The 25,619-nt window shown below is 42.8% G+C and carries 23 protein-coding genes, 1 tRNA gene and 3 pseudogenes; 3 read left to right on the top strand and 24 right to left on the bottom strand.

The annotated features are described in order from the left end of the window. Window positions 1-6: 6 nt before the first annotated feature. The 9 genes and pseudogenes from DQQ01_RS08480 to larC2 form a co-directional block, all read right to left on the bottom strand. On the bottom strand, window positions 7-789 hold the full coding sequence (locus DQQ01_RS08480; protein WP_111919665.1) for a Nif3-like dinuclear metal center hexameric protein: 783 nt from the start codon (window positions 787-789) through the stop codon (window positions 7-9). Then, entirely contained in the window at window positions 767-1,483 is a 717-nt protein-coding gene (locus DQQ01_RS08475) for a tRNA (adenine(22)-N(1))-methyltransferase (protein ID WP_111919664.1), read from the bottom strand. Before DQQ01_RS08475 ends, DQQ01_RS08480 begins: the two co-directional genes overlap by 23 nt. A gap of 11 nt (window positions 1,484-1,494) precedes the next feature. Further along, on the bottom strand, window positions 1,495-2,619 hold the full coding sequence (gene rpoD, locus DQQ01_RS08470; RefSeq protein ID WP_111919663.1) for an RNA polymerase sigma factor RpoD: 1,125 nt from the start codon (window positions 2,617-2,619) through the stop codon (window positions 1,495-1,497). A gap of 72 nt (window positions 2,620-2,691) precedes the next feature. After that, on the bottom strand, window positions 2,692-4,479 hold the full coding sequence (gene dnaG, locus DQQ01_RS08465; protein WP_111919662.1) for a DNA primase: 1,788 nt from the start codon (window positions 4,477-4,479) through the stop codon (window positions 2,692-2,694). Window positions 4,480-4,494: 15 nt separating this feature from the next. Continuing rightward, window positions 4,495-5,514: a deoxyguanosinetriphosphate triphosphohydrolase gene (locus tag DQQ01_RS08460; protein WP_111919661.1), complete on the bottom strand. Its 1,020-nt coding sequence runs from the start codon at window positions 5,512-5,514 to the stop codon at window positions 4,495-4,497. Between the two features lie 89 nt (window positions 5,515-5,603). Beyond that, window positions 5,604-6,440, bottom strand: a complete 837-nt coding sequence (locus DQQ01_RS08455) for a deoxyribonuclease IV (protein ID WP_111919660.1) — start codon at window positions 6,438-6,440, stop codon at window positions 5,604-5,606. 131 nt (window positions 6,441-6,571) lie between these two features. After that, window positions 6,572-6,655, bottom strand: a tRNA-Leu gene (locus DQQ01_RS08450). A gap of 153 nt (window positions 6,656-6,808) precedes the next feature. After that, window positions 6,809-7,625: pseudogene (gene larE, locus DQQ01_RS08445) on the bottom strand (ATP-dependent sacrificial sulfur transferase LarE). Beyond that, window positions 7,612-8,778 (bottom strand): nickel pincer cofactor biosynthesis protein LarC2, encoded by a 1,167-nt coding sequence (gene larC2 / locus DQQ01_RS08440; protein ID WP_111919659.1) that lies wholly within the window; start codon window positions 8,776-8,778, stop codon window positions 7,612-7,614. Before larC2 ends, larE begins: the two are co-directional and overlap by 14 nt. 96 nt (window positions 8,779-8,874) lie before the next feature. Here larC2 and DQQ01_RS08435 point away from each other — a divergent pair, with 96 nt between their 5' ends. Next, complete coding sequence (locus DQQ01_RS08435) at window positions 8,875-9,999, top strand: DUF362 domain-containing protein (RefSeq protein WP_111919658.1); 1,125 nt, start codon at window positions 8,875-8,877, stop codon at window positions 9,997-9,999. A gap of 90 nt (window positions 10,000-10,089) precedes the next feature. On the opposite strand, the pseudogene ilvA reads toward DQQ01_RS08435, so the two are convergent. The 11 genes and pseudogenes from ilvA to DQQ01_RS08385 form a co-directional block, all read right to left on the bottom strand. After that, a pseudogene (gene ilvA, locus DQQ01_RS08430) lies at window positions 10,090-11,303 on the bottom strand (threonine ammonia-lyase). Window positions 11,304-11,324: 21 nt separating this feature from the next. Further along, window positions 11,325-12,281 (bottom strand): signal recognition particle-docking protein FtsY, encoded by a 957-nt coding sequence (gene ftsY / locus DQQ01_RS08425; RefSeq protein ID WP_111919657.1) that lies wholly within the window; start codon window positions 12,279-12,281, stop codon window positions 11,325-11,327. Between the two features lie 9 nt (window positions 12,282-12,290). Next, the gene (smc, locus tag DQQ01_RS08420) at window positions 12,291-15,851 is read right to left on the bottom strand and encodes a chromosome segregation protein SMC (protein ID WP_111919656.1); all 3,561 of its coding nucleotides are present in this window, start codon (window positions 15,849-15,851) and stop codon (window positions 12,291-12,293) included. Then, window positions 15,842-16,552 carry a ribonuclease III gene (gene rnc / locus DQQ01_RS08415; protein WP_111919655.1) on the bottom strand — a complete coding sequence of 237 codons (711 nt, stop codon included), beginning with the start codon at window positions 16,550-16,552 and terminating at the stop codon, window positions 15,842-15,844. Before rnc ends, smc begins: the two co-directional genes overlap by 10 nt. Window positions 16,553-16,636: 84 nt before the next feature. Next, window positions 16,637-16,867, bottom strand: a complete 231-nt coding sequence (gene acpP / locus DQQ01_RS08410; RefSeq protein WP_111919654.1) for an acyl carrier protein — start codon at window positions 16,865-16,867, stop codon at window positions 16,637-16,639. Between the two features lie 11 nt (window positions 16,868-16,878). Beyond that, window positions 16,879-17,907 carry a phosphate acyltransferase PlsX gene (gene plsX / locus DQQ01_RS08405; protein WP_111919653.1) on the bottom strand — a complete coding sequence of 343 codons (1,029 nt, stop codon included), beginning with the start codon at window positions 17,905-17,907 and terminating at the stop codon, window positions 16,879-16,881. Between the two features lie 132 nt (window positions 17,908-18,039). Continuing rightward, window positions 18,040-18,657 (bottom strand): DUF8696 domain-containing protein, encoded by a 618-nt coding sequence (locus tag DQQ01_RS08400; RefSeq protein WP_111919652.1) that lies wholly within the window; start codon window positions 18,655-18,657, stop codon window positions 18,040-18,042. 301 nt (window positions 18,658-18,958) lie between these two features. After that, the gene (rpmF, locus tag DQQ01_RS08395) at window positions 18,959-19,144 is read right to left on the bottom strand and encodes a 50S ribosomal protein L32 (protein ID WP_111919651.1); all 186 of its coding nucleotides are present in this window, start codon (window positions 19,142-19,144) and stop codon (window positions 18,959-18,961) included. 3 nt (window positions 19,145-19,147) lie between these two features. Further along, window positions 19,148-19,327 (bottom strand): YceD family protein, encoded by a 180-nt coding sequence (locus DQQ01_RS18125; RefSeq protein ID WP_334293929.1) that lies wholly within the window; start codon window positions 19,325-19,327, stop codon window positions 19,148-19,150. 43 nt (window positions 19,328-19,370) lie between these two features. Beyond that, entirely contained in the window at window positions 19,371-19,676 is a 306-nt protein-coding gene (locus DQQ01_RS17445) for a DUF177 domain-containing protein (protein ID WP_330407397.1), read from the bottom strand. 58 nt (window positions 19,677-19,734) lie between these two features. Then, window positions 19,735-20,930: pseudogene (locus tag DQQ01_RS08385) on the bottom strand (acetate/propionate family kinase). 154 nt (window positions 20,931-21,084) lie between these two features. On the opposite strand from DQQ01_RS08385, the gene DQQ01_RS08380 reads away from it, so the two are divergent. Continuing rightward, on the top strand, window positions 21,085-21,441 hold the full coding sequence (locus tag DQQ01_RS08380; protein ID WP_111919650.1) for a hypothetical protein: 357 nt from the start codon (window positions 21,085-21,087) through the stop codon (window positions 21,439-21,441). A 132-nt stretch (window positions 21,442-21,573) separates the two neighbouring features. Here the strand turns inward: DQQ01_RS08380 and DQQ01_RS08375 are convergent, their stop codons facing one another. Further along, window positions 21,574-22,584 carry a GGGtGRT protein gene (locus tag DQQ01_RS08375; protein WP_111919649.1) on the bottom strand — a complete coding sequence of 337 codons (1,011 nt, stop codon included), beginning with the start codon at window positions 22,582-22,584 and terminating at the stop codon, window positions 21,574-21,576. Window positions 22,585-22,626: 42 nt separating this feature from the next. Beyond that, on the bottom strand, window positions 22,627-23,319 hold the full coding sequence (locus tag DQQ01_RS08370; protein WP_111919648.1) for an iron-sulfur cluster assembly scaffold protein: 693 nt from the start codon (window positions 23,317-23,319) through the stop codon (window positions 22,627-22,629). Between the two features lie 302 nt (window positions 23,320-23,621). On the opposite strand from DQQ01_RS08370, the gene DQQ01_RS08365 reads away from it, so the two are divergent. Next, window positions 23,622-23,840, top strand: a complete 219-nt coding sequence (locus tag DQQ01_RS08365) for an acyl-ACP--UDP-N- acetylglucosamine O-acyltransferase (protein WP_111919647.1) — start codon at window positions 23,622-23,624, stop codon at window positions 23,838-23,840. Window positions 23,841-23,938: 98 nt separating this feature from the next. On the opposite strand, the gene DQQ01_RS08360 is transcribed toward DQQ01_RS08365, so the two are convergent. Continuing rightward, complete coding sequence (locus DQQ01_RS08360; RefSeq protein ID WP_111919646.1) at window positions 23,939-24,532, bottom strand: TVP38/TMEM64 family protein; 594 nt, start codon at window positions 24,530-24,532, stop codon at window positions 23,939-23,941. Next, the gene (locus DQQ01_RS08355) at window positions 24,502-25,617 is read right to left on the bottom strand and encodes a glycosyltransferase family 4 protein (protein WP_111919645.1); all 1,116 of its coding nucleotides are present in this window, start codon (window positions 25,615-25,617) and stop codon (window positions 24,502-24,504) included. The genes DQQ01_RS08360 and DQQ01_RS08355 overlap by 31 nt, the downstream gene beginning before the upstream one ends. Window positions 25,618-25,619: the final 2 nt, after the last annotated feature.

Here is a 25,619-nt window from a genome sequence, read left to right as displayed (position 1 = left end):
TGCAGTTTAAAGAACTTTGCAAGGGTGATTGACTGCCATAGTTTCTACGGGAAGCTCTGGCAGCAGCTCTTTCAGTTCCTGCTTCATATACTCCATAAAAATATATTCCGTACCGTAATGTCCGGCATCTATGACTGCCACGCCCTGTGCTCCTGCATCAATGGCAGAATGATAGTCCATATCTGAAGTAATATATACTTCTGCCTTTTTGGCAAGGACTTCTTTCATCAGACTCTTCCCGGAACCCGTACAGACAGCTGCGCTGTTCACCTTTTTTTCAGGCTCTCCGTACAGCTTTACAAAAGGAAGCCTATACTGTTTTTTCACAAATTTTCCACATTCCTCTAAGGTCATCTCTCTTGGAAGTTTTCCCACTCTTCCGATGCCCTCACTGCGTCCTTCCTCCTGCCAGGTTACCTCCAGCACCTGTCTGTCTTTCAGATTCAGCAAATCTGCACTTAAATCTGCCATGCCCAGCACATCAAAATTTGTATGCATGGCATAATAACAGATATGGTTTTCAATGAGTTTTATAAGCCTTCTGCCGATAAAATTTCCTGCCGTTACCTGCTTCATTCCCGAAAAAATCAACGGGTGGTGGGTAATCATCATATCCGCCCCTGCTTTAACTGCCATCTCCAGAGTTTCGTCCGTTACATCTAAAGCAAGGAAGATCTTTTTGACCTCCCAGTCTGCATCTCCCACCAGAAATCCTGAATTATCCCAGGATTCTGCAAAGGAAACCGGATACTTTTTTTCTATCGATTTAATGATTTCTATCGCCTTCATAGTAAGACAATGCCTCTTTTCTTTCTTCGATTTCCTGCAAAAGTTCTTTTGTCCGGGTTCTGGCTGACTCTGTATCTGCCTTCTTAAGCCTTATAAAAAGAGCCTCTGCCTTTTCCTGCTGCTTTTCGAGATATTTTTTTAAAATGGGATTTTTGTTTCTTAAAAGTTCTCTGCCGTAGGTATATTCCACTTCTCGTTCATAAGACATAATTCCGTGGACAGCCTTCATCATGGGATAATATTTCCCCTCTTCCTCAATCATATCCTCTGCCACAATCTGATATCCCTGCTGTGCCAGAAATTTTCGGAAATGGGGAATTTCAGACTGAGGCTGTAAAATCAGCTCTGAAATCTCAGAAAGTACCTCCTGTCCTTGCAAAAGCAGCCGCTCCATTAAGGGACCGCCCATACCAGCAATAACAATGCTCTGTGCTTCCCCCTTTTTCAGCGCTGCAAGACCGTCCGAAAGTCTTGTTTCTATGTAATCCTCAAGTCCCCACTCCCGAATATGTGCTTTTGCCCGCATAAGGGGACCCTCATTTACGTCCATGGCAATCGCCTTTGGTATCTGCCCCCTCTGCAGCAAATAAATGGGGATATAGCCATGGTCGCAGCCAATATCAGCCACTATGCAACCCTTCCCCACAAATCCGGCAACTGCCAGGAGTCTTCTGGAAATCTGTAATTCTCTCATACCTGTAATCCCTAATCCAGATAGTCCTTCAGCTTGCGGCTGCGGCTCGGGTGACGAAGCTTTCTTAAAGCCTTTGCCTCAATCTGGCGGATACGTTCTCTGGTAACATTAAATTCTTTTCCTACTTCCTCCAGAGTTCTGGCTCTTCCATCGTCTAAGCCAAAACGCAGACGCAGTACCTTTTGCTCTCTTTCTGTAAGTGTTCCCAGGACCTCTACAAGCTGTTCCTTTAAAAGGGTAAATGCTGCTGCATCAGCCGGTACAGGCACATTGTCATCCTGGATGAAATCCCCCAGATGACTGTCTTCTTCTTCACCGATAGGTGTTTCCAGAGATACCGGCTCCTGAGAAATTTTCAGAATCTCTCTTACGCGGTCTACAGACATATTCATCTCTTTTGCAATTTCCTCCGGCTGAGGCTCTCTTCCGAGTTCCTGTAAAAGCTGACGGGAAACGCGAATCAGCTTGTTGATGGTTTCTACCATATGAACCGGAATACGAATGGTTCTCGCCTGGTCTGCAATGGCTCTGGTAATGGCCTGACGAATCCACCAGGTTGCATAAGTGGAGAACTTATAGCCTTTGCGATAATCAAATTTTTCTACAGCTTTAATCAGACCCAGATTTCCCTCCTGGATCAGATCCAGAAACAGCATGCCGCGTCCTACATAGCGTTTTGCGATGCTGACTACAAGACGCAGATTGGCTTCCGCCAGACGTTTTTTAGCACTTTCATCTCCGTTTTCCATTCTCTTTGCAAGTGTAATCTCTTCTTCTGCACTTAAAAGGGGAACCTTTCCGATTTCTTTTAAATACATACGCACCGGGTCTTCAATGCTGACGCCTTCAGGAACAGAGAGATCAATGTTTTCCATATCCACTTCGTCCTCTTCACTGAGGTTTAAGTCATCATCATCGCTGATAATCAGGTCGTCCATATCATTGTCCTGAATACGCAGTACATCAATTCCATTTGCCTCAAGGAAATCAAAAACCTTGTCCAAATGCTCCGGGTCCAGAGGAAAATCCTTGAAGAAATCATTGATTTCCTGATACTCCAGCACGTTTTTCTTCTTTTTCGCCAACTCCATGAGTTCTCCCAGTTTCTCACTGAATTTCGCCATGTTCATTTCCATAAATATCCAATCCTCTCAATTCTTCGCTGTATAAGTTTGTTTCACATGTTTTCAATCTTCTATATGATTTCCTCAATGAAAGGAAATATGCAGACTGACTCTGCCCCGTTCCAAATCCTCCAGCCTTTTTCTTGCTTCTACAATATTTTGAAGACCTAAAAGGTCTGTAGGTGCCAGATTTTCATTTTTCCAGGCAATGCTGTCTTTTTTTAACCGGCACACGGTTTCCAGCACTGCTTTTTTTGCTTCCTCTTCTCCTTCCAGATGAAGTGTTGCATGGAAGAGAGCCGTTACTTCCTTTTGCTCTTCTGGGTCGGAGAACTGATTTAACAGTTTGGCAGGGTTTACCTCTCCCGCCTGATGCTGTTCAAAAACCAGTTCTGCTGCCCTGTGGTAAAGAGGCGTCACAAAATCCTCAGGGGTAATATAGCCCTCAATGGTATCAAACATCGAAGGATAAGAAGTCAGCCAGGTCAGCATAAGTTTCTGGGCTTTTTTTCCTCCGTTCTCCCTATTTTCCTTTTTTTCTTTTGTTTCCCGGATTCTCTGACCTGCGGATATCTGAGAAACACCGGAAAGAGCCATATGATTTACCATTTTTCTTAAATCTTCAAATTTTATCCGGTAAATTTCACAAAGGCTTTCCATATAGTTATTTCGTTCCAGCTCTTCCGGAAATTCCAGAAGCTTTCTGGAAACCTCTCTGAAAAAAGCGGTTTTGCCTTCCGGGTCAGATAAGTCATACTCTTTTCCCAGAATCCGTACTTCAAACAGAAAAGCATTTTCCGCCTCCATAAGACGCTTTTCAAATGCCTCTTTTCCTTCTGCCTTAATGAATTCGTCCGGATCCTTATAAGGTGCCAGATTCACCACCCTGGGGCGGATTCCCGCTGCCTTTAAAATCGGGATTCCGCGAAGCGCCGCCTTTTGTCCCGCTTCGTCACTGTCATAGGTCAGCAGCGCCTCCTTTGCATATCGGCTCATTAGGCTGGCATGTCCGGAGGTCAGTGCTGTTCCAAGGGACGCTACGGCATTTTGAAAGCCTGCCTGATGCATGGCGATTACGTCCATATAGCCCTCGCACACAATAAGATACGGTTTTCTGGCTGTTCTGGCAAGATTCAACCCATACAGGTTCCGGCTTTTGTCAAAAATCTTCGTTTCTGGAGAATTCAAATATTTTGGTTTTGCATCTCCCATAACACGTCCGCCAAACCCGATAACCCGGTTGTTTACGTCCATAATGGGAAACATTACACGGTTCCAGAATTTATCCTGCATGCCTCTTCGCTCATCAACATGAAACAGCCCGGATTCCTTTAAAATCTCGTCCGAATACCCTTTGCTCTTTAAAAATTTATAAAGATTTCCGGAATACTTTGGAGAATAACCCAGTCCGAATTTTTTAATAGTTTCATCGGAAAGCTTACGGTTCCGCAAATAGGAAAGGCCCTGCTTTCCGTCATCCTGCCAAAGCTGATAATAGTAAAAAGAGGCTGCCCTTTTCTGTACTTCTAATAGGTGGGATTTAAAATCAGCAAAAGCTCTTGCCTCTTTAGAAGCTTCCCCCTCCGGAAGGGAAATTCCGGCTCTTTGTGCCAGATATTTTAATGCCTCTACAAAATTATAGTTTTCATATTCCATAATAAAGGTGAAAACATTTCCTCCTGCCCCACAGCCAAAGCAATAATACATCTGCTTGTCCGGGCTGACGGAAAAGGAGGGAGATTTTTCGTTGTGGAAGGGGCACAATCCAAAATAGGAGCTGCCTTTTTTCTGTAGCTTCACATAATCGGAAATCACATCCACAATATCGTTTTTTATACGGACTTCCTCTATAATTTCATCGGAATAATACATGGTTTTCCCTCATTTCTACTGCCCTTTTCCAGGAACACTCCAGCCCTTTGGGATAAAAATATCCCGAAATTTTTCCAGTGAATACTGGTCTGTCATTCCTGATATATAATCACATACTACACGCTCCTTTGGCTCTCCTTCTCTGAGAAGCCTCTGATATTCCGTCGACATTTTGTCCGGATATTTGCTGTAATACAGATACAATTCTTCTACTACATGTTCTGCCTTTTCTTCCTCTCCTTTTGCAGCAGGATTCAGATAAACGTCCTGAAACATCAAAGCCCGGAGATCCCGAAGACCTTCCTCAATTTCAGGGGACATGGATATCCTGTCCCTTCCACGGCTGTTTTTCACAAGGTCATGGACAAATGTATTTAGCCTCTCCCTGGTAGTCGCCCCAAGAAGCATTCTGAGGGTAATAGGAATGTCGTCCTCTGTAATAATCCCGGCTCGCTGGGCATCATCCATATCGTGATGGATGTAAGAAATCTTATCACAGTAGCGAACCACCTGTCCCTCCAGAGTATGGGGCGAACCACTGGTTCTGTGGTTCAGCATGCCGTCGCGGACTTCCCAGGTAAGATTCAGTCCTCTTCCGTCCTTTTCCAACCGTTCCACAACCCGAACGCTCTGCCTGTAATGAGCAAATCCCAGAGGACACACGCGGTTTAATGCCCGTTCCCCTGCATGGCCAAAAGGCGTATGACCCAAATCATGACCAAGGGCAATGGCTTCTACTAAATCTTCATTTAGAAGCAAAGCCTTTGCAACAGTTCTGGCAGTTTGAGAAACTTCCAGAGTATGAGTCAGACGATTCCGGTAATGATCACCTTGAGGGGATAAAAATACCTGGGTCTTATCTTTTAACCTGCGAAAGGATTTGCAGTGAACAATCCGATCCCGATCTCTCTGGTACACAGTTCGGATATCGCACTCTGCTTCCTCTTGTTCCCTTCCTTTGGAGCGAACACTGAAGGACGCATGAGGATTTAACAGCTGCAATTCTCTTTGTTCCATTTGTTCACGGATATTCATAGGCAGTCACCTGTCTTTCTTCAAAAGAATCTTTCATATATATTATTTCCGATAAATCCTCTGTTTCCTTCTTTTCTTTTCAAAAAATCCTAGGATTCTTTATAAGCCTCTCTTAAAAGTGCAATTTCTCTGGAATATCCTTCCAAATCATTGGGAGTTTCCAGATAAAAAGGCAGATGCCGAAGCGCCGGGTGATTGATGAGTCGGATAATGGCCTCCAGTCCGATTTTCCCTTCTCCGATTCTGGCATGGCGATCCTTGTGACTATTCAGCCCAAACATGCTGTCATTTAAATGAACAGCCTTTAAACGATGTAGCCCAATGATGCGGTCAAATGCATTAAGAACACCGTCCAAATCTTTTACTATGTCATAGCCAGCATCATATACATGACAAGAATCCAGACACACGCCCATTTTTTCCTGAAGTTCTACCCTGTCTAAAATTTCCCGCAATTCTTCAAAGTTTCGTCCCACTTCACTGCCTTTTCCCGCCATGGTTTCCAGAAGCACAGTGGTGGTCTGCTCTTTTGTAAGCAACTGATTTAACATCTGGGCAATATAGGAGATTCCTACTTCTGCCCCCTGTTTTACATGGCTTCCCGGGTGGAAATTATAGCAGTTTCCCGGAGTGTATTCCATACGTTTTAAATCGTCCCTCATGGTATTTACGGCAAATTCCCGGACTCTCTCATCTGCAGAACAGGCATTTAGGGTATAAGGTGCATGTGCCAGAATCCTTTGGATACAAATCTCCTTTGCTTTTTCATGAAATGCCTGTACATCTTCTGGATTGATTTCCTTTGCCTTCGCTCCTCTGGGATTTCTGGTAAAGAACTGAAAGGTATTGGCATTGATTTTCTCTGCTTCTTTTGCCATGGCAGCGTACCCCTTTGATGATGATAAATGACAGCCTATGGTCAGCATAGTTTTCCTCCTTTTGTGTTTTCCTGATATGGGGAATATAAAATTCCCGTTTGGCAGAAAGCAGAAAAAAAGGCTGAAACCCTTTCTTAATCAGGATTTTCAACCTTTCCTTTACATACTTTCCAAAAAACTGCGGGAGATGGGACTTGAACCCACACGAGCATACACCCACAAGATCCTTAGTCTTGCCTGTCTGCCAATTCCAGCACTCCCGCTTAACCGGCTGCCTCGCAACTGATTACTTTATTATCATACCACAAATTTTTTGTTTTGCAACTATTTTTTGAAAAATTTACAAAATTAGTACAATAGCACAGACGGGTGACGGTATCTTGATGCTTTTTCGGCAATATTCCCATGCTCCTATTCTATTCGTCCATACTTCCGCTGCGAAAGCCTTCCATATCCAGCGTAATATAGCGAAACCCCAAAGCCTTAAGATAGGCTGTCACATCTGTTTTTCTGTTTAAGAACTTTTCAAAGTCTTCTACCGGAATTTCAATTCTGACGATTTCTCCATGAAGCCGTAGACGAACCACAGGAAAAATCCTGCTGTTTTAAATATTCTTCGCCCCTGGCGATTTTTTCCAGAATTTCAGAACGGATTTCCGCTCCATAGGGAAGTCTGGTAGCCAAACAGGGCGTAGAGGGCCTTTTTGCCACAGATACCCCCAGTTCCTCTGCCAGACGACGTACCTCTCCCTTTGTCAGACCGGCTGTGGCAAGGGGACTGAATACTCCCATTTCCTTAACTGCCTGCAGTCCCGGACGGTAGACGTGCAAGTCATCGTCATTGGTTCCTTCCAGAATACAGGTTATCCCATGCTCCTGGGCATAGTCTTTCAACTTTCTGAAAAGCGCCTTTTTGCAGAGATAACATCTGTTTTTGGGATTGAACCGTATCTCTTCCTGCTCCAGTTCATTGACAAAAAGCACTTTATGGATTGCTTCTGCTTCCTCTGCCACCTGCTTCGCAATCTCCAGATCACAGGACGGGTGTAAAATGGTATGGAAGGTTACGGCATGAATCCTGGAGTTTCGGTTGCTTTCTCTGACACAAGTTCTTGCAAGCTGCAGTAAAACACTGCTGTCCACACCACCGGAAAAGGCAATGCAGAGATCCTGTTTTGTATAGCTGTCCATAAGTTCAGAAAGTGCCTTCTTTTTTTCCTCATATGTCTTCATAATATCCTCCTGCCACGGCAGACGCCTCGTCATACACATCCCGAAAGGCTCTTCCCGTTTCTTCACATATCTGTCTTACTGTTTCGTATTCCGGGTAACAAAATCTCTGCCCATGGTGCAGACAGACCTTAATCCGCACCTTATGACCGTCTTTTAAGGCAACCTCTTCAATGGTTCTGGGAAGAATTCTTCTGTTTTCTTTATATCTGCGAAGCCCGATGCTGGTGGTTTCCCGAAAGATAATATCCTCCAGAGTTTCTTGCCTGTCTTCTTTGCAGATAACCTGCAGCATATAAGCAGGACGGTGTTTTTTCATAGAAATCGGAAAACACGAGGCATCTAAAGCGCCTGCCCGCATCAGACATTCTATGGCATATCCCAGTTGTTCGCCACTGCAGTCATCTACATTGGTTTCCAGTACGCTTACTGTATCCTGCCTTTCTCCGGGGTTTAAGGTGCTTTCTGGTTTCAAAAGTTCTTTTTTTCCGCCTGGACTGTGAAGAATCATTGCCCGAAGCCCTTCCTTTTCGGCAGCAGCAGTTTTTCCCAATGTGCTTCCGACTCCTGCTTTTTCTATACAGGCAGATGGCGGAAAATCTCCTTCCTTTTTGCAGAGCGCAAGTACAAGCATGCCAAGGGGGCTGCTTTTTTCCGCTTTTCCGGAAACAAAGTGCATGGGAATCTGATAGTTTTCTATAAGTTCCAGCAAATAGCTGCCTGGCAGGGGGCCTTTCTCACTGCTTCCCACTGTTTCCGTCACTGAGGACACAATAAAATTCTCAAATCCCAGCTCTTCCAGCGCCAGCAAAACAGCTGCACCTTTTATAAATTCTGCCTCTTTTTTCAGAACTCTTCTGCTGTATGAAAAGAGTTCAAAAAGTCTGGTCTTTGTTTTTTCTGTGGCTGTACTCTGAGTAATATGCTTCCAGATTTCTGCCTGCTCAAAAACAGGATTCTCTGCCCTTACTGTCTGCACAAGTACCTCCGGTATCCGATTTTCCTCCTTTTGTGCCAGAATCTGAACCGGACACTGCACCAGAGCAGATAAACGTTTCTCCAGACCCTCTCTGTCTGTTCCCAGCGCCAGCATTGCACCTAAAAGCTTCTGGCAGTCTGCTCCTGTATAACATTGTAAATAAAGTTCTCTTTCCATACCTGTTCGATTGCCTCTTGTTTCTTCTTTCTCTCAATGATAAAATATAGCATGAATACGATTGAAAGTAAATATGAAACACAGGAGGATAAAAAAATGAGTGCATCAAAAGTATATTTTACAGATATGAGAGCCAAAAACGGCGACAATCTGCTGAGTAAACTCCAGCGTCTGATAAAGACAGCAGGCATCGGAACAATTGATCTTCAGGATAAATACGTTGCCATTAAAATGCATTTCGGAGAGCCGGGAAACCTGGCATTTTTAAGACCGAATTATGCCAAAGCCGTAGCAGATGTAGTAAAGGAACTGGGCGGAAAACCATTTCTGACAGACTGCAATACTCTTTATGTAGGAGGCAGAAAAAATGCACTGGATCATCTGGACAGTGCGAATTTAAATGGTTTTAACCCCATGACAACGGGCTGTCAGATTCTCATTGCCGATGGATTAAAGGGTACTGATGAGGCTCTGGTTCCGGTAGAGGGCGGTACTTATGTCAAGGAAGCGAAAATCGGACAGGCTGTTATGGACGCAGATGTTTTTATTTCTCTTTCCCATTTTAAAGGACACGAAGCAGCTGGCTTTGGAGGCGCTATTAAAAACATTGGTATGGGCTGCGGTTCCCGCGCAGGAAAAATGGAAATGCATTCTGCCGGAAAGCCCCATGTACTGACAGACCTTTGCATTGGCTGTCATATGTGTGAGAAAATCTGTGCCCACGATGCTCCTCAGTTCAAGGACAAAAAAGCCTATATTGACCATGACAAATGTGTGGGCTGCGGCAGATGTATCGGTGTCTGTCCAAGAGATGCCGTTGCTGCTGCCTCTGACGAATCCAATGATATCTTAAACTGTAAAATGGCAGAATACACCAAAGCAGTCATTGAAGGTCGTCCGAACTTCCACATCAGCCTGGTCATTGACGTATCTCCTTACTGCGACTGCCATGGTGAAAATGATGCTGCCATTGTACCAAACGTAGGAATGTTTGCTTCCTTTGACCCGGTAGCATTAGACGTTGCTTGTGCAGACGCAGTAAATGCCCAACCTGTACTTTCCAACAGCCAGTTAAGCGAGGCTCTGGAAAAAGACCAGGAAAAACACTGCCATGACCACTTCCACAGCATTTTCCCGGATACCAACTGGGAGTCTGCTATTGAACATGCAGTAAAAATCGGGATTGGAAACAGGGAATATGAACTGGTTACTGTAAAATAAACCTTCTTTTTTGTATAACCCACAAAAACCGTGGAGGATGGGGCTGCTTCATGAAACAGCCTCAGTCCTTCACGGTTTTTATGAATTTTCTTATAAATTTGCCACCTCTAGTTTTGGCTGGTAGCCTTCTTTTTTCAATGCTTCCATAATCTGCTGTTTATGCTCTGTGCCAAAAGCCTCCAGTGTAATCTTTAATTCCACGGCTGCTGTACGGTTTGTACTTACAAACTGGTTGTGATCCAGCTTAATAACATTTCCCTGCTCCCTGGCAATCACACTTGCTACACGCACCAGTTCTCCCGGCTTATCCGGAAGAAGTACGGATACTGTAAAAATACGATCTCTGGCAATCAGTCCGTGCTGTACCACACAGAAGCCATGGTAATTACGTCCATATTTCCGCCGCTTAGAATCGAAACCACCTTTTTATTCCGGAATTTCAGATGCTTTAAGGCTGCAACGGTTAATAGCCCTGAATTTTCCACAATCATTTTGTGATTTTCTACCATATCCAGGAATGCCACTACCAGCTCATCGTCCTCCACGGTAATGATTTCATCTACATTTTTCTGAATGTAAGAGAAAATATGATCTCCAGGGCGTTTCACTGCCGTACCGTCTGCAATGGTATTGACATAGGGAAGCGTCATAACCTCTCCATTTAAAAGGGAGGCCTGCATACAGTTGGCTCCCGCAGGCTCCACACCAATGACTTTGATATTGGGATTTAACAGCTTCACTAAAGTGGAAACCCCAGTTGCCAGTCCGCCGCCGCCAATGGGTACCAGAATATAGTCTACCAGCGGCAGTTCTTTTAAAATCTCCATGGCAATGGTTCCCTGTCCGGTGGCAACTGCCGGATCATCAAAGGGGTGAATAAAGGTATACCCATACTCCTCTGCCAGCTTGTAGGCATGGGCGCAGGCCTCATCATATACATCGCCGTGAAGAATTACCTGTGCGCCATAGCTTTTGGTTCTTTCCACTTTAATCAAAGGGGTAGTAGTAGGCATGACAATCACTGCTTTTACCCCAAAAGCTTTTGCTGCATAGGCCACACCCTGAGCATGATTTCCCGCAGAGGCGGTAATCAGACCTTTTTCCCGCTCCTCCTGTGTCAGAGTGCTGATTTTATAATAAGCGCCTCGAATTTTATAAGCGCCTGTCACCTGCATGTTTTCCGGCTTTAAATATACCTTATTTCCTGTGCGGCTACTGAAATATTCGCTGTATACCAGTTTTGTTTCCTGCGTAACCTTTTTGACAATTTCCGATGCTTCTTCAAATTTTCCTAATGTAAGCATTTCTTACCCCTCTTCCTGTATCTATTCTTCTTCCTGTGTATGAGAATCCATGTTAAAGAGTGCATTGACAAATTCGTTGGAATCAAATTTCTGTAAATCGTCAATGGTTTCTCCTACTCCAATGTATTTCACCGGAATATCCAGCTCTGATTCAATGGCTACTGCAATACCGCCCTTGGCAGTTCCGTCCAGCTTTGTAAGAATAATACCGGTTACGTTTGCCACATCGTTAAACTGTCTTGCCTGTGCCAGCGCATTCTGTCCTGTGGTTCCGTCCAGAACCACCAGGGTTTCCAGATAAGCTTCAGGATATTCTTTTTCAATAATCCGGTAGATTTTCCGCAGCTCCTCCATTAAGTTCTTTTTGTTATGAAGTCTTCCAGCTGTATCACAGATAAGTACATCTGCATTTCTGGCCTTTGCCGCTGCAATGGCATCGTAGACCACAGACGCCGGGTCGGCTCCGTCCTGTCCGCCGATTAACTCTACTCCGGCACGGTTTGCCCACTGGGTAAGCTGTTCTCCTGCAGCTGCACGGAAAGTATCCGCAGCCGCCATAATGACCTTTTTTCCCTGGTCTTTTAGCTTGCCTGCCAGCTTTCCTACTGAAGTGGTTTTTCCAACGCCATTGACCCCTATTACCAAAATCACAGATTTTCTATGCTCAAATTCATAGGCAGTTTCGCCTACTGCCATCTGTTCTTTGATACTGTCCATTAAAAGCTGTTTGCATTCCTGAGGGTCTTTGATTCTCTTTTCTGCCACCTGCTCTTTTAATCGTTCGATAATGGCTGTGGTGGTATTAATTCCGATATCTCCCATCACCAAAATTTCTTCAATTTCCTCATAAAAATCATCGTCAATGCTGGAATAGCCGCTGAAAATAGAGTCTATTCCAGAAACAATGTTTTCTCTGGTTTTGGAAAGTCCTTCTACAAGTCGTTTAAAAAAACCTTTTTTCTCTTTTCCTTCTGCCATATGTTCCTCCTATTTATCCAAGTCATTTTCTATCAGGTTTACCGATACCAGGGTAGATACGCCTTTTTCCTGCATGGTAATTCCATACAGCCTGTCTGCTGCTGTCATGGTACCTCTTCTATGTGTTATAATAATAAACTGTGTATTTTTTGTCAACTTATGAAGATATTGTGCATACCGGGTAACATTGGAATCGTCAAGAGCTGCTTCGATTTCGTCCAGAAGACAGAAAGGCGAGGGCTTCAGATTCTGAATAGCAAACAACAGGGCAATGGCTGTCAGCGCCTTCTCCCCACCGGAAAGCTGCATCATGTTCTGGAGTTTCTTTCCCGGAGGCTGAGAAATGATGCGGATACCTGCTTCCAGAATATCCTGCTCTTCATCAAGCTCTAAAGTACCCTTTCCGCCCCCGAAAAGCTCCTTAAATGCCTTGTCAAATTCCTGTCTTATCTGCTGGAACTTTTCCTCAAACTGCTTTCTCATTCCTGTGTCCAGCTCTTCTATAATGCCCCTTAAAGTTTCTTCTGCAGTTACCAGATCATCGTGCTGGGTTTTCATAAAGGTATGGCGTTCTGAAAGCTCCTTATATTCCTCAATGGCATTGACGTTGACATTTCCCAGTCTGCGGATTTCCATACGCATGTCAGAAATGCCTTTTTGGATTTCGGAACGCTCCATCAACTCCTCCGGCATCTGAATCAAAGCCTGGCTATAGGTCATTTCATATTCTTCCCACATATAATTTACCTGGGCTTCCTGACGCTCCTCCAGCTTTTCCTTCTGATTGGTAAGGCGGTAACTCTCCTTATCCAGCAGGTTCATTCTGGCAGAAAGCTCATCTCGTCTGGAAAAGAAAGCCTTGTGTTCCTGATTCATCTTTTCTTTTTCCGCAAGAGCCTGATTCATTTTTTCTTCGTCTTTAAGCGCCTCTTCCCGGGCGTCCTCCACGGCCTTTTTAACAGACTGGATTTCCTCTTCCTTTTTCAGAACCTCTTCTCTGTCTTCTGTTATATTGGACAGCAACGCACTCTTCTGAGCTTTCAAATTTTTTATCTCTTCCCGGACACGGCTGAGGTTTTCCTGAAGAAAGCCCTGGCGGGAGGTAAGTCCTGCTGTTTCCAACTGGTACTGCTCCAGTTTTTTGGAAAGATTTCCTTCCTCCTTTTTCTTTGCTTCCAAAAGTTCCTGATTTGTCTGAATCTGTGTTTCCAGCTCATGCTCCTGGGCTGCACTGGTTTCCAGCTCCAGTTGGATAGAACTGCTGTTTTCCCGGATTTCTTCTGTCTGCTTTTCCAGCTTTGCCATTTCTTCCTTCAGCAGCTCATAGCCTTTTTTCAACTCTTCCCACTTGCTACTCATGGAATTGATATTCATTTGTATCGTATTTTCCCGGATATATTGTTCCTGAAGCTGCTCCTGTATCCTGGCCGCCTCATCTCGGAAATGATTTCTCTTATTTCTGTAATCCTCCAGAGTATTCTGCATGGTTTCCAAATCCTTTTTCAGATTTTCCACATGTCCATGCAGTTCGTCGATTTCCCGCCGTCTTCCCAAAAGATTGCTGTTATTTTTAAACGCACCACCGGTAAGGGAACCGCCTGGATTTAAGGATTCCCCCTCAATGGTTACCATACGAATGGTATACTGATATTTTCTGGCAATGGCGATTCCATGGTCAATATGATCCACAACCAGCGTTCTGCCCAGCAGATAATTGGCAAGCCCTTCATACTCTGCTGCAACCGTCACCAGCTCACTGGCAACTCCGATAACTCCCGGTTCCTTTAAAGCAGCTGCATTGTTAAAAACCTTTTTGTTCTTCATACTGGTCAGGGGCAAAAACGTAGCACGACCATACTTATTTTGTTTCAGAAACGCGATCATATCCTTGGCTGTATTTTCATTGTCTGTGACAATATTCTGAATACTGCCCCCAAGAGCGGTTTCAATGGCGGTTTCGTAGCTTTTGTCTACCTTCAGAAGGTCTGCCACCACGCCCCGGATTCCCGGCACCTGATTTTTCTGTTCCATAACTCTGCGGATACTGTTTCCATATCCGTCGTAACGTTCCGTAATGTTACGCAGAGATTCCAGTCTGGAAAATTCTCTGTGATAAGCCGTCTGGGCTGCCTCTAACTGCTGGCTGCTTCGTACGATTTCTGCCTGATACTTCTTGATTTTATCCTCGCAGCGGTTTCCTTCCCGTACCAGCTTTTCAATCTTTACTTCAATATCTTCCTTTTCGGAACGATACTGTTCTCCCGCTGCCTCTAACTGCACAGATTGACTTTTCAGGCTTAAATGCCTCTGATTTAATTCCACTTTTCTGATAGAAATCTGCTCCATCATGGTGTCATATCTTTGCAGTTTTCCCTTTGTGGAGGCCCGCAGGTTCAAAAGCTCAATGATCTCATTCTTTCCTTGTTCAACAGCCTCTTCCAGCTTATGGATTTCCATGACAGCCTCTTTAAACTCTGTCTGAGCTTTTACGCGAGTGCCTTCGAATTCCTGTAGCTTTTTTTCCAGCTCTGTCTTTTCGGAAAGATAGTTCTTCTCTTCCAGTACCTTTTTTTCACAGTCTGCATCCAGCGTTTCTGTATGCTCCCTGTACTGAGCCTCTTTTTGTGCAACAGAGTGTATCTGCTCCTTTAAAAGGTGAATTCGATTTTCCAGATTTTGCTTTTCCAGAGTCCTTTTCGTGGCTACCTCTCTGGCATGCTGAATTTCCTGTTCCAGCTTTTCTAGCTTTTCCTCCAGTTTTTCATACTCTGTTTTTGTAATATCCAAACTCTTGCAGGTTTCCTCCAAGTCTGACTGAGCAATCCGGGATTTTTCCTCAACGTCTTTTAACTCTCTCCGAATCCGGTTCATTTCGACCAGAAACATCTGGGTATCCAGTCGCTTTAGTTCTTCCTTTTTCTTTAAATACACCCTGGCTGTTTCGGACTGCTTTTCCAAAGGCTCCAGCTGTCTGGTCAGCTCTGACAGGATATCGTTGACACGGGTGAGATTCTGCTGCTCTTCCTCCAGCTTTTTTATGGCTGTATTTTTTCGTCGTTTAAACTTTACAATTCCCGCTGCCTCATCAAAAAGCTCTCTTCTCTCCTCCGGTTTTCCGCTTAAAATTTTATCAATCTGTCCCTGTCCGATAATAGAGTAGCCCTCTTTTCCGATACCGGTATCATAAAAAAGCTCATTGACGTCCTTTAACCTGCAGGACGTACCATTTAAGAGATATTCACTCTCACCGGAACGGTACAGTCTTCTGGCAATGGTGACCTCTTGATAATCAATGGGCAGCTTGTGACCACTGTTGTCCAGGGTAATTGCCACATAGGCAAAGCCCAGGGGCTTTCTGGTTTCTGTACCGGAAAAAATAACGTCCTGCATATTGCCGCCTCGAAGCTGCTTGGCGCTCTGCTCTCCCAAAACCCAGCGTACCGCATCACCTACATTACTCTTTCCACTGCCGTTTGGCCCCACAATGCCGGTAATTCCATTATGAAATTCAAATGTAATTTTATTGGCAAAGGATTTAAAGCCTTGTACCTCAATACTCTTTAAATACATATGTCACCCTTTTCGTTTTTCAGCTTCTTAATTGCACAATAAGCTGCCTGCTGCTCTGCTGCCTTTTTGGTGTGTCCACAACCCTGTCCTAAAACACGCTCACCAAGAAGCGCCTCTACATAAAAGGATTTGTTGTGATCCGGTCCCTCTTCCTTTATCAGAACATAGTGGACATCTTCCTCATAACGTCCCTGTACAATTTCCTGAAGAGTAGTCTTGCTATCATAAAAGAGCTGCTTATTCTCAATGTCGTTTAAAATATACTTATGAATAAACTCTTTTGCATTAGCAAAACCGCCGTCCAGATAAATGGCTCCAATCAGAGCTTCCATAGCGTCTGATACAACAGAATCCCTGCTTCTGCCTCCGGTTGCCTCTTCCCCTTTTCCAAGAAGCAGATAATCTCCCAGAGGAATCTCTCTGGCACAGAGGGCAAGAGTTGGCTCGCACACCAGACTGGCTCTTTTTTTTGTCAGCTCTCCTTCCGGAAGTTCCGGATATGTACGAAATAAAAACTCACTGGAGGTTACCTCAAGCACAGCATCTCCCAGAAACTCCAGTCTTTCATTGTTTCCCCTGTAAGCAATATGATGTTCGTTTGCATAGGAACTGTGAGTAAGGGCATTCACCAGAAGGTCAAAGTTTTCAAATTTATAACCAATCTTTTTTTCCAGCTCCAAAAGTTTTTTTGTTTCCTTCATAATCTCTCCTTTTTCTTGCAGAAAAATTTTAAAAAGCCTCCCCGTTTACCGGTACCTGCCGGCTTTCGGGAAGGCATCTTTTCCTTAGCCAATCAGACGTTTGATCTGTTCTACTGCATCGCCTACGGATACAATCTGTTCTACTTCCTCAGTAGGAATCTCAATGTCAAACTCTTCTTCAATCCCCATCACAATTTGGAAAATATCCAGAGAATCTGCGCCCAAATCGTCTACAAAGGTTGTATCCGGTGTAACCTCCTCTGTATCCACATTTAAAACCTCTGCTATTATCTTCTGTAACTTTTCCAATTCCATGATATATCCTCCTAAATTTCCTCTTTTTTCTCTTGTGTAACCATCAGATTTTCTCCGATGCGTTCACTGATGTGCTGTTCTTTAAAAGAAATACACTGAATAATGGCATTTTTAAATTCCTTTTCTTTGGAATTGCCATGGCATTTTACTACCAGACCCTTTAAGCCCAGTAATGGCGCTCCGCCATACTCACTGGCATCAAAGCTTTTCAGGGTCTTCTTAAGAGCCGGCTTTACTAAAAGCGCTCCCATTTTACTGCGAAACGAGGTCATCATACCGCCCTTGATTTTGGAAATCAGCGTTGCTCCAAGTCCCTCATAGAGTTTTAAAATTACATTTCCCACAAAAGCCTCTGTGACAATGACATCTGCTGCTCCTGCAGGAATTTCTCTGGCCTCAATGCTGCCGATAAAATTGATGTCCTTACATTCCTTTAAAAGGGGATAAGTTTCTTTTACAAGGGCATTTCCCTTTTCTTCCTCCACACCGATATTGACAATTCCTACTCTGGGATTTTTAATTCCCATAACATGTTCCATATAGATAGAGCCCATGCGTGCAAACTGCACCAGATGAGAGGAACGGGCATCTACATTAGCCCCGCAGTCAATCAGAAGGGATACGCCGTCTTTTGTAGGGATTAAAGGTGCCAAAGGCGCTCTTTCCACACCCTTGATTCTGCCTACAATGGTAGTTCCTCCCACTAAAATTGCACCGGAACTTCCGGCAGAAACAAATGCATCTGCCTCACCCTTTCGCACCATTTTCATTCCCTTTACAAGAGAAGAATCCTTTTTGCCGCGAATAGCTGCAACCGGCGGTTCCCCTGTTTCAATCACCTCACTGGCAGGTACAATTTCCAGTCTTTCTTTTGGATAGGTACAGGCTTCCAGTTCTTTTTCCAGTATTTCCTGTTTTCCAACCAGAAAAATCTGCACATTTTCTTTTTCCTGCAGCGCAGCTACTGCGCCCTTTACAGCCTCTGTAGGGGCATAATCGCCTCCCATGGCATCTACAGCCACTTTAATTATGTTTTCCATGTCTTGCCTCCTGTCATACCTATCATAGATTTTACTAAACATCTATAAAAAATGCAAGGATTCTCCTGAGAGAATCCTTGAAAAATGTATATTTCGCTGTTTTTTATTATTTTTATATGGCCATAAAACCGATTACTGTGCAGCCTGATCTTCCGCAGGTTTATTTTCTTTGGGCTGCTCTGCTGATTTTTCCTCTGTTTTCTTTTCTTCCGGTTTTGTTTCTTCCTTCTTTGCTTCCTCAGGTTTTGTTTCTTCTGCCTTCTGCTCCTCTGAAGCCACAATAACCTCTTTGGTATCGCTGGTTATCCTGTTGGTAGACTCTCCAATGGTACTGGTTGCCACCGCATAATAATACATGGTGCCCTCTTCCTTGGTAGGAGGAGTAAAGGTATTTTTTATTTCGCCTTCTATGACAGTTCCACCACCATTGGTATTGGTCAGGCTCTGATACCACTGATATGTAATCGTTCCTCCATCTGAAGTTGTTGCCTCTACAGTCAGAGGCTCTGCCTTATCTCCTTTTTTATAAGTTACAGAACCGCTTAAATTTGCAGTAAACTCTGGCTTTGCCACCTCAACCTTGGGTTCTGTTTCCTGAACTTCCTCTGGTTTCTCTTCCTTACTCTCTTTGGAATCTGTTTTTTCCAGAACCTTATCAAAAAGATGCTCTGCCTTGCACCCGGTCACAGAAAAGGTAAGGCAACTCAGAGCCAGAAAGAGCATTGTTTTCTTCAACCATTTATTTTTCACGTTATGATTACCTCCTTGCAATTCTTACTCCCTCACATATATTAACTTATTTTTTCAAAAACCGCAAGTTTTTCCTTTAAAATATTACAAAAATATTAATTCTTCTACTATATTTCTAATTGGGTACCGATTAAATATGCTATTATTTTACAAAAGGAGATGACATTATGCCATCTCCCTAATCATGATTCGTAAAAAATTTTCTCTTCTTTTAATTGATATAAGATTGGTAAATACCACATTTTCAGGAAATAAAATAGGGGATTTCCCTATGAAAATCCCCCCATTTCACTGCATTTTTTTAAGCTTCTTCTACCTGAACGATTTCTTTCTTGTTGTAAGAACCGCAAGCTTTACAAACTCTGTGAGGCATCATTAATGCGCCACATTTGCTGCATTTTACTAAATTCGGAGCACTCATTTTCCAGTTTGCTCTTCTTTTATCTCTTCTTGCTTTAGAAGATTTATTCTTTGGACAGATGGACATAGGTTACACCTCCTTAAATTTGCTAAATATATCACTGATTACCGCCATTCTGGGGTCAGGGCTAGACTGATCACAGTCACAGGAGCCTTCATTCCAATCCTTCCCGCATTTGGGACAGATCCCCAGGCAGTCCTCTTTACATAGAACCCTTAAAGGCCAATGGATTAAAATCTCATTATGCACTAACTGCTCTACGTCCAGGCTGCAACCTGTGACATAATTAATTTCATCTAAGTTCTTTTATCCTGTCTTCCTTTGAAGCCTGCATATCGATTTCCTGTTCAAAGTCTATATCAAATTCAGTGGGAACGTCCTTTAAACACTTATCACAGGGAATGCTGACAGTAATACTACCTTTTGCTTCTATTTTCAGAACCTTTTTTCCTGTATTGGTAATTGTCAGGGAAATCGGTTCCTTTTTCATAACCGGGAAACTTCCCAGCTTTGATTGAAAGGAATCCATGGAAACAGGTGCTTCATGAACCTGCGTCTTTCCTTCCAGGGATAAAATTTCTGATAAATCAATTAGCATAATAGTCTCCTAATCACACCTTGTAAATTATACATAGGATTGTATGGTTTGTCAACCATTATTTTTTAACTAATTCTGCTGTTTCCTGACAGATAGCTAATTCTTCGTTTGTAGGAACGATTGCTACGGTTACTTTGGAATCCGGTGTGGAGATAATTTTGTTTTCTCCTCTTGTCTGATTTGCTTCTTCGTCCAGAGTAATTCCCAGATAGCTCAGTCCTTTTACAACTGCTTCTCTTACAGGAATTGCATTTTCACCAATACCGCCGGTAAAGGCAATAGCGTCTACACCGTTCATTGCTGCTGCATAGGAGCCGATGTATTTGATAATTCTGTAGCACAGGCAATCTACAGCACGTTTTGCATCTTCATTTCCCTGCTCTCTTGCTTCATTTAAGTCACGGAAATCACTGGAAAGTCCTTTGGAAAGTCCTAAAAGACCGGATTTCTTATTCAGAATGTTTACATTTCTGTAACGTCAATGTTTTCTTTTTTGCAAATGAAATCTAATACAGCCGGATCCAGGTCACCGGAACGTGTTCCCATTACCAGACCTTCCAGTGGAGTAAGACCCATAGAAGTATCTACACATTTGCCGTTTACAACAGCGCTGATAGAAGAACCATTTCCTAAGTGTGCAACAATTACCTTGGAGTTGTCCGGATCTAAGCCCAGGAATTTAATGGTTTCTTTGGAAACAAATCTGTGAGAAGTTCCGTGGAAGCCATATTTACGAACTTTGTATTTTTCATAATATTCATATGGAATTGCATACATATATGCTTTTTCCGGCATTGTCTGATGGAAAGCAGTGTCAAATACTGCTACGTTTGGTTTTCCAGGCATTAATTCCATACATGCGCGGATACCCATTAAGTTTGCAGGGTTGTGCAGAGGTCCTAAATCGCAGCATTCTTCAATAACAGAGATAACCTCGTCATCAATAATGCAGGAATCAGAAATTTTTGCACCGCCGTGAAGTACACGGTGTCCAATGGCTTCTACCTCATCTAAGCTTTTTAATACACCTGTTTTTGGATTTACCAAAGCGTCCAGAACCATTTTGATAGCCTCTGTATGGGTTGGCATAGGTGCTTCTGTTGTTTCCTTTTCTCCGCCTGTTGGCTGATAAACCAGTCTTCCGTCAATTCCGATACGCTCGCACAGACCCTTTGCTGCTACGGCTTCTGTTTCGGAATTGATTAACTGGAATTTCAGTGATGAACTTCCGCAGTTTACTACTAATACGTTCATGTTTTCTTCCTCCGTTATCATTAGATAATCTATACAGAATTTCTGTATCCGTGGTCTTTTAAAGACCATTCTTAGAAGTATTATACAACGTTTTGCCGGGACAAACAAGTTCTAAAGTTAAAACAGTTCTTTTTATAAAATAGGAGGATTTAGTGTGCCAAGTGGGAACACCAATATTATGAAACAATTCAGACAGGATTTTAATAATATTAAAGAAGATTTTAATAGTCCATTTCGCGTCAAATCAGATGATGCCTCTATAAACGAATTTGCCGGTAATTGTGAAGGCAGATATGGAATAACGCAAGAAATTCAAACCCAAGAGGAGTCAAAATTAACTTGTGAAGATTTTGTGCATGATTTGGAATTGGTTCTTAGCACAAATAAACTAAAAGATGAGTCAGCGTATAAAGAATATATCGAAACTGTAAATTCATATATATATATGAGTATGAGAGTTCTATATCCAAGTTACAAGAACTATTACCCTTTTCTTAGTACTTTAAAATAAAAGCTATACCGGAAATCTTATTGACTCCGATATAGCTTTTTTATTAGTTTTAAATTTGTGTATTACACAGCAAGATTCACAAGGATTTTACAGAATTATTACACTGAACATTCCTTGAAAATACGATATTTCTTAGAATCTGCCTTCTTTTGCTGCTTCTTCAACAGCTACAGCTACAGCTACAGTCATACCAACCATCGGGTTGTTACCTGCGCCGATAAGACCCATCATCTCAACATGAGCCGGTACAGAAGAAGAACCTGCAAACTGAGCATCAGAATGCATACGTCCTAAGGTATCTGTCATACCGTAAGAAGCCGGACCTGCTGCCATGTTGTCCGGGTGAAGAGTACGTCCTGTACCACCGCCTGAAGCAACAGAGAAGTATTTCTTTCCAGCTTCGATACGTTCTTTCTTGTATGTACCTGCAACCGGGTGCTGGAAACGTGTCGGGTTTGTAGAGTTACCTGTGATAGAAACGTCAACGTCTTCTTTCCACATGATTGCAACACCTTCACGAACATCATTTGCACCGTAACAGTTTACTTTTGCACGAAGTCCGTCAGAGTATGCTTTGCGGAATACTTCTTTTAATTCACCTGTGTAGTAATCATATTCTGTTTCTACATAAGTAAATCCGTTGATACGGGCAATAATCTGTGCAGCGTCTTTTCCTAATCCGTTTAAGATAACGCGAAGAGGCTCTTTACGAACTTTGTTTGCTTTTTCAGCAATACCGATAGCGCCTTCTGCTGCTGCGAAAGACTCATGTCCTGCTAAGAATGCAAAACATTTTGTATCTTCTTCCAGAAGCATTTTTCCTAAGTTACCATGTCCAAGACCTACTTTACGCTGGTCTGCAACAGAACCCGGGATACAGAAAGACTGAAGACCTTCACCGATAGCTGCTGCCGCATCAGCTGCTTTTTTGCAGCCTTTTTTGATTGCGATAGCTGCGCCTACTGTGTAAGCCCATTTTGCGTTTTCAAAACAGATTGGCTGAATGCCTTCAACCATTTTGTATACATCTAAACCGGCTGCTTTTGTTACTTCTGCAGCTTCTTCAATAGAGTTCATTCCGTACTCTTTTAAAACAGCCAGAATCTGTTTTTCTCTTCTTTCATATGATTCAAATAAAGCCATTATTCTATCCTCCTGATTTCTATATCTGACAATTCCGTCTGATTACTCTTTACGCGGGTCGATAATTTTAACAGCGTCGTTTACACGTCCGTACTGACCCTGAGCTTTTTCGAATGCTGTGTTTGCATCATCTCCGGCTTTGATGAAGTCCATCATCTTACCAAAGCTTACGAATTTGTATCCGATGATTTCATCATCTTCGTTTAATGCAATACCTGTCACATAGCCGTCTGTCATTTCCAGATAACGAGGACCTTTCTTTAATGTTCCGTACATAGTACCAACCTGGGAACGAAGTCCTTTTCCAAGGTCTTCAAGACCTGCGCCGATTGGAAGTCCGTCTTCAGAGAATGCACTCTGAGTACGTCCATACACGATCTGTAAGAATAATTCTCTCATAGCTGTGTTGATTGCATCACAGACAAGGTCTGTATTTAATGCTTCCAGGAGAGTTCTTCCCGGTAAGATTTCAGATGCCATAGCTGCAGAATGAGTCATACCTGAACAGCCGATTGTTTCTACCAGTGCTTCCTGAATGATACCGTCTTTTACGTTTAAAGTTAATTTACAGGTACCCTGCTGAGGTGCACACCAGCCTACACCATGTGTCAGACCAGAGATATCTTTGATTTCTTTTGCCTTTACCCACTTTGCTTCTTCCGGAATTGGAGCTGCACCGTGATTTACGCCCTGTGCTACTGGGCACATTGTTTCTACTTCATGTGAATAAATCATTTTAATACTCCTTTCAAGTATGTATACTTACAAGTGCGTTAATCATTTAACGTCTTATTCAAACCTATTTTCTCATAAAACCTATAAAAAATCCAGACTTATTTTCTCTTTTCTGCAAAATACCGCCAAAATTCCCCATGACAAATGGAGTATTTTTAAAATCTCCTTTTTATTATTGCAAAAATAAGAATGTATCGGAATATTTTTCTGGAAATTCCCCAAAGGCAGTGTTAAAATAAAAGTAACTTATAAAAAAATTTCAAAACTCAAAATTCAAATCCGAATACAGGGAGGTATGCGTTATGAAAAAATATGAATTAATCCGTGAAATCAATGATATGTGCAGAGGAAAAATGGATTCCCAGATTTCCGAAATCGAATGTGAAGACTTAGACACTTTTATGAAAGAGCATGTCAGCCGGGCAGCTACCTGTGAAAAAACAGTCCTCGAAAATGGTTCTGTTACCTATGATGTTATGACAAACGGCTTAAAAGAAAAATATACCTTTTCTGAAATCTGAAAAGTCATCTGAAAACGTTTCCTGAAAAAGGAAATAAGAAAGTCTGAAAGAGCCGGCGCTTTACAGGTGCTTTCCTTTAAAGCATCGGCTCTCTTTTCTTAAAAAATCTGCTTCAGCACTTCCATAATTCCCGTAAGACCCAAACTGTAAAGAAAAATCGAACCCGGCTTTCCCAGAAAAATAATTGTCGCAAATTTTTTCAGGGACATGGGGGTAAGACCGGCCATGTAGCAGAGCAAATCGTCCGGCGCAACGGGAAGAAAAATGGCAACTGCAAACGCCTTATCAAAAGCTTTTCCCTTTTCCAGCCACCCAATATATTTTTCATAATTTTTCTCTCCTATAATCCCGCGTACAAAGGGTCTTCCATATCTTTTCGAGAGCAAAAATGCCAGTATGGAACCAAGGGAAATTCCGATATAATTATAGACAAATCCCCAGACCGGTCCGAAAATCAGCACGCCTCCCAGACAGCCTACAGCCCCTGGCAAAATGGGAAGTACCACCTGAATCATTTGAATAACAAGAAACAGCGCCGGGGCAAACAACCCGAATTGATTTAGAAAGTGTTTTAAAGATTCTGCAGATACAAAAATCTGATTTTGTACCCCATACCAGATAAAACATGCCATACCTGCCAGCCCTAAAAGAGTACAGAGATTCAAATATACTGTTGTTTTCTGTCTTTCCATAATCTCTCCCCGCTTTCCTTTCTCTGGGAAAGCTTTTTTCTGTTCCACAGCCTTTTTTCTTCTTCTGCAGCAAAAACCTTTTCATAAAAAGCCTTCCATTTTTCTCCCACAGCTTCTCTGCTGTATCGCTCATGTCCTTCATATGCGGCATGTGCGCTTCGCTGATAAAAATCAGGTTCTTCTTTTAACTGACGCAAAAGTTGCACAAATTCCTCTGTGCTTCTTCCCTTTAATACATGGTCAAAAAGAATGGGTCTGTATTCCGGCAAATCCCTTACCAGCACCGGAAGCGCACAGTTCATGGATTCCAGAATGGTCATGGGAAACAGCTCTTCATAAGAAGGCAGAAACATTACGTCCGCCATGTTATAGACATCATTCATTTTTTCCCGGTCTACCAATCCTAAAAATTTTACGTTTGGCGGCAAATGCTTCATCAATGCCCGAATTTCTTCATAGCCTTCTGATATCTTTCCAAAAGAGAAGCCTCCCGCCCAGACAAACTGACAGTCCGGCATGCGTCTGGCGGTTTCCACAAATTCAAACACGCCTTTTCTTTTCTGCAACTGCCCTACACACAAAACAGTAAAAGTTTCTGGGGCAATATGACATTTTTTGCGAATTTTCTCTCTTCGTTCTCCGGAAGCCGGATAAAAAGTTTCTTCTGATACCACATTGGGAATATAGGTAATCTTTTCTCTGGGAACTCCATACTGTACCAGTTTGTCTATAAACAGAGGATTTACTGTCACCAGATAGTCCATTCTTTTGTAAAAAGAAATCATATATTTATAGAAAAGCTGTTTTACTGTCCTTGGAAGGGAGATGCTGTTTTCCACTGTTTCCGGTAAAAAATGCACATATCCCACAGTAGCGCCCTGTTTTTTTCTTTTTCCCACAGACAGATAATACTCCGGATTAATGGAATGATAATGTGTGATTTCGCTGGCTGTTTTTGCATTTTCCAATATCAGGGCGCGGTTCTGCATCACCTGTCTGACAAGCGCCACCTGTTCGTCATGGGCAGAAAGTACGCCCTGTCCCTTTACCATATCCGTTTTTGACAGCATATTTATTTTTTTCATAG

Origin of the sequence: Blautia argi (assembly GCF_003287895.1) — a bacterium.
Taxonomy (GTDB): Bacteria; Bacillota; Clostridia; order Lachnospirales; family Lachnospiraceae; genus Blautia; species Blautia argi.
The sequence above is the reverse complement of the archived record's forward strand: the minus strand, read 5'-3'. Positions and strand labels throughout refer to the sequence as shown.

Excerpts from the sequence above, each read along its gene's own strand:
- DQQ01_RS08480 (WP_111919665.1), bottom strand. The coding sequence starts at position 789 with ATGAAGGCGATAGAAATCATTAAATCGATAGAAAAAAAGTATCCGGTT.
- DQQ01_RS08475 (WP_111919664.1), bottom strand. The coding sequence starts at position 1,483 with ATGAGAGAATTACAGATTTCCAGAAGACTCCTGGCAGTTGCCGGATTT.
- rpoD (WP_111919663.1), bottom strand. The coding sequence starts at position 2,619 with ATGGAAATGAACATGGCGAAATTCAGTGAGAAACTGGGAGAACTCATG.
- dnaG (WP_111919662.1), bottom strand. The coding sequence starts at position 4,479 with ATGTATTATTCCGATGAAATTATAGAGGAAGTCCGTATAAAAAACGAT.
- DQQ01_RS08460 (WP_111919661.1), bottom strand. The coding sequence starts at position 5,514 with ATGAATATCCGTGAACAAATGGAACAAAGAGAATTGCAGCTGTTAAAT.
- DQQ01_RS08455 (WP_111919660.1), bottom strand. The coding sequence starts at position 6,440 with ATGCTGACCATAGGCTGTCATTTATCATCATCAAAGGGGTACGCTGCC.
- larC2 (WP_111919659.1), bottom strand. The coding sequence starts at position 8,778 with ATGGAAAGAGAACTTTATTTACAATGTTATACAGGAGCAGACTGCCAG.
- DQQ01_RS08435 (WP_111919658.1), top strand. The coding sequence starts at position 8,875 with ATGAGTGCATCAAAAGTATATTTTACAGATATGAGAGCCAAAAACGGC.
- ftsY (WP_111919657.1), bottom strand. The coding sequence starts at position 12,281 with ATGGCAGAAGGAAAAGAGAAAAAAGGTTTTTTTAAACGACTTGTAGAA.
- smc (WP_111919656.1), bottom strand. The coding sequence starts at position 15,851 with ATGTATTTAAAGAGTATTGAGGTACAAGGCTTTAAATCCTTTGCCAAT.
- rnc (WP_111919655.1), bottom strand. The coding sequence starts at position 16,552 with ATGAAGGAAACAAAAAAACTTTTGGAGCTGGAAAAAAAGATTGGTTAT.
- acpP (WP_111919654.1), bottom strand. The coding sequence starts at position 16,867 with ATGGAATTGGAAAAGTTACAGAAGATAATAGCAGAGGTTTTAAATGTG.
- plsX (WP_111919653.1), bottom strand. The coding sequence starts at position 17,907 with ATGGAAAACATAATTAAAGTGGCTGTAGATGCCATGGGAGGCGATTAT.
- rpmF (WP_111919651.1), bottom strand. The coding sequence starts at position 19,144 with ATGTCCATCTGTCCAAAGAATAAATCTTCTAAAGCAAGAAGAGATAAA.
- DQQ01_RS17445 (WP_330407397.1), bottom strand. The coding sequence starts at position 19,676 with ATGCTAATTGATTTATCAGAAATTTTATCCCTGGAAGGAAAGACGCAG.
- DQQ01_RS08375 (WP_111919649.1), bottom strand. The coding sequence starts at position 22,584 with ATGGCTTTATTTGAATCATATGAAAGAAGAGAAAAACAGATTCTGGCT.
- DQQ01_RS08370 (WP_111919648.1), bottom strand. The coding sequence starts at position 23,319 with ATGATTTATTCACATGAAGTAGAAACAATGTGCCCAGTAGCACAGGGC.
- DQQ01_RS08365 (WP_111919647.1), top strand. The coding sequence starts at position 23,622 with ATGAAAAAATATGAATTAATCCGTGAAATCAATGATATGTGCAGAGGA.
- DQQ01_RS08360 (WP_111919646.1), bottom strand. The coding sequence starts at position 24,532 with ATGGAAAGACAGAAAACAACAGTATATTTGAATCTCTGTACTCTTTTA.
- DQQ01_RS08355 (WP_111919645.1), bottom strand. The coding sequence starts at position 25,617 with ATGAAAAAAATAAATATGCTGTCAAAAACGGATATGGTAAAGGGACAG.